The organism is Luteimonas sp. gir (assembly GCF_037198055.1).
Taxonomy (GTDB): Bacteria; Pseudomonadota; Gammaproteobacteria; order Xanthomonadales; family Xanthomonadaceae; genus Luteimonas; species Luteimonas citri_A.
Map to the genome: position 1 here is coordinate 25,619 of NZ_JBBAXQ010000019.1, position 6,996 is coordinate 32,614.

Sequence of the window (6,996 nt, forward strand, 5' to 3'; positions counted from 1 at the left end):
TGTGCCGCTCACGCTGGCTTCCGCGCCCAGGCGACGTAGTTGACGTCGGTCCGGCGGACCAGCCGGGCGGCGTTGCGCCACGGCTCGTACATCAGGCCGCTGACGTCCTCGAGTTGCAGATCGGCCTCGCGCAGCCAGCCGGCAAGCTCGGACGGCCGGATGAAGCTGTCGTAGCGATGGGTGCCGCGCGGCAGCAGCCGGGCGACGTACTCGGCGCCAACGATCGCCAATGCAAATGCGGCGGGCGTGCGGTTGAGCGTGGACACGAACAGGTGGCCGCCGGGACGCAGCAGCGTCGCGCAGGCCTGCAGGATCGCCGCCGGATCAGGCACGTGCTCGAGCATCTCCATGCAGGTCACGACGTCGTAGCTGCCGGGACGCTCGGCGGCCAGGGCCTCGACCGACTGCACGCGGTAGTCGGCCTGGATGCCGGTTTCCAGCCCATGCAGGCGCGCGACCTTGATGAGGTCCTCGGCCAGGTCGATGCCGGTCACCTTGCCGCCGACCCGGGCCATGGCCTCGCTGAGCAGCCCACCGCCGCAGCCGACATCGAGCACGTCGGCGCCATCGAGCCGGGCGCGGGCGCGCACGTACTCCAGACGCGCGGGATTGAGCGCATGCAGCGGGCGCTGCGGGCCGTCGACATCCCACCAGCGGCTGGCCAGCGCGCCGAACTTGTCGAGCTCGGCCTGATCGTAGTTCTCGTGTCGGGCGTTCATGCGGGCCTCGTCATGCACCGGTGCGTAGCGTGGAAATGCGGTCCCGCCACTGGCGGGCATTGGCGGCGATCGCTTCGAGGTCGAACCCGACCAGCGCGCGCTCACGCAGCTTGGGCTGGCCTGCGATCCAGACATCGCAGACCTGGTGACGCCCGGTCGCGTAGATCAGCTGCGAGACGACATGGTGCAGCGGCTGGGTCTCGATCGGCGACAGGTCGACACAGATGAGGTCGGCCTGCTTGCCGACCTCGATCGAGCCGATCCGGTCGCCGAAGCCGATTGCACAGGCGCCGCCGAGCGTGGCCGCGCGCAGCGCCGTGAACGCATCGAATCCCGACGCATCGCCGGCCACTGCCTTGGCCAGGATCGCGGCGGTACGGGTCTCACCGAACATGTCCAGGTCATTGTTGCTGGCCACGCCGTCGGTGCCGATCGCCACGTTGACGCCTGCGCGCTCGAGCGCACAGGCCGGGCAGAAGCCCGAGGCGAGCTTGAGATTGGATTCGGGGCAATGCACCACGCTGACGCCGCGCTCGGCGCACAGGTGGATCTCGCCCTCGGTCAGCTGGGTCATGTGCACCGCGATCAGGCGGTCGTTGATCAGGCCGAGCCGGTCGAGCCGCGCGATCGGCCGCTGACCATACTGCTGCAGCGACTGCTCGACCTCCTGGGCGGTCTCATGCAGATGCAGATGGATCGGCACATCGAGCTGGTCGGCGAGCATGCGCACACGCTCGAAGTTGGCGTCGTTGACCGTGTACGGCGCATGCGGCGCGAACGCGGTCGCGATCAACGGATCGTCGCGCCACTGGTCGTGGACCTCGCCGGCGCGATCGAAGTACTCGTCGTCGCTGCTGGCCCAGGCGGTCGGAAAATCGATGACCGGCAGGCCGATACGCGCACGGAAGCCGTGCTGGCGGTAGACCGCGGCCTGGACGTCGGGGAAGAAGTAGTTCTCGTTGACGCAGGTCGTGCCGCCGCGCAGCATCTCGGCCAGCGCCAGCGTGATGCCGTCGGCGACGAACTCCGGTCCGATCACCGCGGCCTCGACCGGCCAGATGTGTTGCTGCAGCCAGACCATCAGCGGCAGGTCGTCGGCGATCCCGCGCAACAACGTCATCGGGTTGTGCGTGTGCGCGTTGACAAGGCCGGGCAGCAGCGCCGACTGCGGGCGACTGACCGTCTGCGTCGGTGCGAAACGTCGCCGCGCCTCGGCGATCGGCAACACCGCGACGATCTCGCCGCGGTGGACTGCGACGGCGTGGTCGTCCAGCACGACCGCGTGTGGCTCCACCGGCACGACATGGCCGGCTTCGATCAACAGGTCGATCGACTGGGGCGATGGATCTTGCATGCTCATTCGTCCGATGGCTCCTGGGCCCAGAAAAAGCCGTTTTCCAGGGCAGTCTGGTCGTAACGCGTCCCGTCGTAGCGCAGGACACGGCTGGCGCGCCGGCGCGACGTGTCCTCACGATCGCTACCGACCACGCTGTGGGTCCGGGTCACGTCCGCCTGCACGCGCAGGTCGGCAAATCCGTGATGGGCGGTGTTCTCGATGGCGATCGTGAGCTTGGCATTGTCGGTCACCACATACTGGCCACGGCTCCAACTGCAAGGCTCGCCTTCGACGCGGGCCCAAAGCACCAGATTGGAGCTGAAGACCGGTCGCAAGGCCGCGCCGTCGCGGACATACAGCGTCAGCTCGTCGTTGGCGCGCGCATCGGGGCAGCTCGGTCCGGGCGCCGAACTGCGCACCACGACGCCGAACGCACGCACGCCCTCGGCCAGGTCGTAGCGCGCCGTGTCGAGCCGGAGCCCGCCTTCGATGAGGGCAAAGGCCGCATCCTCTTCCAGGCTCGTCTCGTGCACGGCATGTACCTGCGCATCCGCCGTGCCAAGGACCGCGACGACCAGCCGCAAGGCACGTTCGCCGACCGCGTCTGACCCCGGCAGCGGATACGCGACCGCGGCGAGAGTGAGCGACGGATCGTAGGGCCAGGCCCGGCAGGCTTGCGCCGCAAGCGATACGCCCTCGCCGGCCGGCAGCAGACCGGCTTCGGACAGGGCGTGAAGCGTCTGCCGGGCGCAGGCGTCACGCAGGGGCGTCCAGTCCGACGCGGCCGCCGCATTCGCGGCGGCCAACAGCACCAGTGCACCGCCACAGCGCTGCCGTCGCGACGGCGTCGCGATGGTGCGCACGATCGCCAGGGCGCCAGATCCACGCCTGCGCGTGGGCGATGGCGCGGCGTCGCGGATCGCGCGGCGATGGCGCAGCGGATCGATCACTTGACGCGGCTGACGTACTCGCCGGACCGGGTGTCGACCTTGATGACTTCCTCCTGCCCGACGAACAGCGGCACGCGGACCACCGCGCCCGTTTCCAGGGTCGCCGGCTTGCCGCCGCCGCCCGAGGTGTCGCCGCGCACACCCGGATCGGTCTCGGTGATCTGCAGCTCGACGAAGTTCGGCGGCTGAACCGCGATCGGCGTGCCGTTCCACAGCGTCACCACGCACTCTTCCTCGCCCTTGAGCCACTTCTCCGCGCCGCCCATGCCGGCCTTGTCGGCCTGCACCTGCTCGAACGATTCGGGATTCATGAAGTGCCAGTACTCACCGTCGCTGTAGAGGTACTGCATGTCGGTGTCGAGCACATCGGCCGCTTCGACCGAATCGGTGCTCTTCATGGTGATTTCCTGCACCCGGCCCGTGCGGATCTGGCGGTACTTCACGCGCGTGAACGCCTGGCCCTTGCCCGGCTTGACGTATTCGGTGTCGGTGATGACCGCGGGCTCGTTGTTGACCAGGATCTTCTGGCCATTCTTGACGTCGTTCATGCCATAACTGGCCATCGCTCGCTCCTGCTGGGCCGGCGTCGCCGGCGGCTACACTATGGGGTTTCCCGGCAGCGGTGCACGCGGCCGGCTCGAATTGGATCGCAGTCGTACATGATACCCGCAGCCCCCCTTCCGACGCAGCCGCGCCGCTGGCAGCAACTCTGGCGCGATGCCGTGCGCGATCCGCGCGAGTTGCTCGAACTGCTCGGGCTGCAGGCGCAGGCACTGGGCCTGTCGCCCGAGGCCGCCGCGCAGTTCCCGCTGCGGGTCCCGCGCGGCTTCGTGGCGCGGATGCGCCCGGGCGACCCCTTCGACCCGCTGCTGCGTCAGGTCCTGCCGCTGGACGCGGAACTGCGCCCGGCGCCGGGCTTCGGTCTGGACGCGGTCGGCGACGGCGCGGCCAAGGCCGGCCATGGCGTGATCCAGAAGTACGCGGGGCGAGCGCTGCTGGTCGCGACCGGCAGCTGCGCGGTGCATTGCCGCTACTGCTTCCGCCGCCACTTTCCCTATGCCGAGGAAACCGCGGCAGCTGGCGGCTGGGGCGCGGCGCTGGCGGCCATCCGCGATGATGCCTCGATCGACGAGGTGCTGCTGTCGGGCGGCGATCCGCTGTCGCTGTCGACCGCCAAGCTCGTCGAACTGACCGACGCGCTGCGCGGCATCCCGCATGTGCGTCGCCTGCGCATCCACACCCGGCTGCCGATCGTGCTGCCCGAGCGGGTCGACACCGAACTGACCGACTGGCTGTCCGCACTGCCCTGGCCGCTGGTGATCGTGGTCCACGCCAACCACGCCAACGAGTTCGACGGCGAGGTCGATGCGGCGATGCGGCGCCTGCGCGCCACCGGCGCGGTGCTGCTGAACCAGGCGGTCCTGCTCAAGGGGGTCAACGACCGCGTCGAGACGCTGGCGGCCCTGGCCGAGCGCGGGCTCGAGGCCGGCGTGCTGCCCTACTACCTCCACCAGCTCGACCGGGTTGCCGGTGCGGCTCATTTCGAAGTCGACGATGCCACCGCACTCGCACTGCACGCGGCGCTGGTCGCCAGGCAATCGGGCTATCTGGTGCCGCGCCTGGTCCGCGAGGTCGCTGGCGACACCTCCAAGCGTGCCCTGACTGGCGTGCCGGATGGACGCCCGGCGCCCCCCGTGGCATAAGGCGCACTTCACTGGAGGCCGCCATGCCCGACAGCAACGCCGAGTCCGCGCTGCGCCTGTTGATCGTCGACGACCGCGTCGAGGATGCCGAGGCGGTCGTGAGCGGATTGCGCAATGCCGGCATCGCGGTCCGCCCGTTGCGGGCGACCTCCTCCGAGGATCTGGGCCGTCTGCTGACCGGCCAGGTGATCGATGTGGCGATCGCCGCCCACGCCGCGGTCACCCTGCCCTTCGCACAGGCGCTGCAGTGCATCGCCGACAGCGGCCAGGACATTCCGGTCATCGCGCTCGTCGACGCGCTCGATGAGACCGCCTTCGTCGACGTCATGCTGGGGGGCGCGCGCACGGTGGCGCTGCGCCACGCACCACAGCAACTGCTGGCCGCGGTGCGCGATGCCTGGGCCGATCGCCAGGCGCGGCGCAATCTGCGACGGCTCGAGGCCCGGGTCCGCGAGAGCGAGCGCCGCAGCGACGCGCTGATCGACTCCTCGCGCGATCCCATCGCCTACATCCACGAGGGCATGCACATCCGCGCCAACGCGGCGTACCTGGAGATGTTCGGCTACGGCGACTTCCAGCAGATCGAGGGCGTCTCGCTGCTGGACATGGTGGCGCCGCAGCATGTCGATGCCTTCAAGACCCTGCTCAAGTCGCTCAGCCGGGGCGAACCGCCGCCGCTGCGCCACGAGATCGAGGCCCGCGACGCGGACGGCAACGCGTTTCCCGCCGCGATGGAGTTCACCGCTGCCCAGTACGAGGGCGAGCCCTGCCTGCAGGTCGTGTTCCGGCGCCGGGAGCTGATCGATCCGGAGCTCGCGCACGAGCTCGAAGCACTCCGTCAGCGCGACCACGTCACCGGCCTGCTCAATCGCCCGGCGTTCCTGCGCGAGCTCGAGGATGCGGTCGACGATGCCGCGCGCGGGCAATCGCGGCATGGCTTTCTGATGATCGAACCCGATCGGCACCAGCAGTTGCTGGCCGATATCGGCCTGGACCATGCGGACGATCTGCTTGCCGCGGCCGCCGCACGACTCGAATCGCTGCTCGATGCGCCGGCCATCGCCGCGCGCTACGGCGGCACGACCTTCGCCGTGTTGCTGCGCGACGGCGACTACCACGCCACGGCCGCGCTGGCCGAGCGGTTGCGGGCGGGTTTCGCCGATCATGTGTTCGACATGGGCGCGCGCTCGACCGTGGTGACGCTGAGCATCGGCGGCATCCAGATCGGCGAAACCAGCGCCAACGTCGGCCAGGTATTGGCACGCGCGACGCAGGCGCTGGAGTCGGCGTCCGGCGCCGGCGGCGACCAGTGCGAGGTCTTCGACCCGGGCGCGGCCGACCGCCTGGAGCAGGAGCGGCTGCAGATCTGGATCGCGCGGCTGCGCGCCGCGCTCGACCACGATGGGTTCGTGCTGCATTACCAGCCGGTGATCAACCTGCAGGGCGATACCGCGCCGGTCTACGAATGCCTGCTGCGGCTCGATGGCGGCGATGGCGAGCTCGTCGCGCCGGGCACGTTCCTGCAGATCGCCGAGGACCACGGCATGCTGGCCCAGATCGACCGGTATGTGGTCAGTCGGGCGATCGCTGCGATCGCCCGGCGTTTGCACGAGGGGCGGCCCACGACGCTGTTGGTGAAGGTCAGCCAGGCCTCGCTCGAGGCGGCGGGGCTGGCGGCGTTCATCGGTGAGCAACTGGCGCATCACCAGGTGCCGGGCAAGTACCTGGTGCTGCAGTTGCCCGAGTCCAAGGTGTTCACGCATCTCAAGGCGACGCAGGCCTTCGCGGCGCATGTCGCGCGCTTCGATTGCGCGTTCGCGCTCGAGCAGTTCGGTGCGGGGCTGGATTCGTTCCAGTTGCTGTCCCATCTGCAGCCGAATCTGCTCAAGCTCGACCGCAGTTTCACGCAGGGACTGCCGAGCAATGCCGAGAACCAGGCGCGTCTGACCGAGATCGCGGCGCGGGCGCGCGACATCGGGATCCGCACGATCGCCGAGTTCGTCCAGGATGCGGCCAGCATGTCGATCCTGTTCGCCGCCGGCATCGACTACGTGCAAGGCAACTTCCTCGCGCCCGCCGGCCCGGGCATGCACTACGACTTCGAGTAGTTAGCCGGTTTTGTTCAACTCGGGAGCACGCTGAGATCGTGTAACAGCTTTGCGTGAAACACTCCTCGCTCATTGAACACACGTGATCTCATTACCGGCCGACGCGGCTCCAGCGAGGCCGAGGATTTGCCTCTTAGGCTGAATCCACCTCCGACTCCGGATGGATAGCGGCCTGCCGGC

6 protein-coding genes are annotated in these 6,996 nt (G+C 69.1%); 2 read left to right on the top strand and 4 right to left on the bottom strand.

The window, feature by feature from the left end:
* Positions 1 to 8: 8 nt before the first annotated feature.
* Genes ubiG through efp form a run of 4 tightly spaced genes read right to left on the bottom strand, consistent with a single transcriptional unit; the run spans position 9 to position 3,568 of the window.
* A complete protein-coding gene (gene ubiG / locus WAF18_RS17040; protein WP_183427085.1) occupies positions 9 to 719 on the bottom strand; it encodes a bifunctional 2-polyprenyl-6-hydroxyphenol methylase/3-demethylubiquinol 3-O-methyltransferase UbiG in 711 nt (236 codons plus the stop codon).
* A 10-nt stretch (positions 720 to 729) separates the two neighbouring features.
* Positions 730 to 2,073 carry a TRZ/ATZ family hydrolase gene (locus WAF18_RS17045; protein WP_337246168.1) on the bottom strand — a complete coding sequence of 448 codons (1,344 nt, stop codon included), beginning with the start codon at positions 2,071 to 2,073 and terminating at the stop codon, positions 730 to 732.
* A gap of 2 nt (positions 2,074 to 2,075) precedes the next feature.
* Complete coding sequence (locus WAF18_RS17050) at positions 2,076 to 3,005, bottom strand: hypothetical protein (RefSeq protein ID WP_337246162.1); 930 nt, start codon at positions 3,003 to 3,005, stop codon at positions 2,076 to 2,078.
* On the bottom strand, positions 3,002 to 3,568 hold the full coding sequence (gene efp / locus WAF18_RS17055; protein ID WP_047135839.1) for an elongation factor P: 567 nt from the start codon (positions 3,566 to 3,568) through the stop codon (positions 3,002 to 3,004). The genes WAF18_RS17050 and efp overlap by 4 nt, the downstream gene beginning before the upstream one ends.
* Before the next feature lie 96 nt (positions 3,569 to 3,664).
* Here efp and epmB point away from each other — a divergent pair, with 96 nt between their 5' ends.
* On the top strand, positions 3,665 to 4,708 hold the full coding sequence (epmB, locus tag WAF18_RS17060; protein WP_337246163.1) for an EF-P beta-lysylation protein EpmB: 1,044 nt from the start codon (positions 3,665 to 3,667) through the stop codon (positions 4,706 to 4,708).
* 23 nt (positions 4,709 to 4,731) lie between these two features.
* Positions 4,732 to 6,816, top strand: coding sequence for an EAL domain-containing protein (locus WAF18_RS17065; protein WP_337246164.1), 2,085 nt, complete (start codon positions 4,732 to 4,734; stop codon positions 6,814 to 6,816).
* Positions 6,817 to 6,996: the final 180 nt, after the last annotated feature.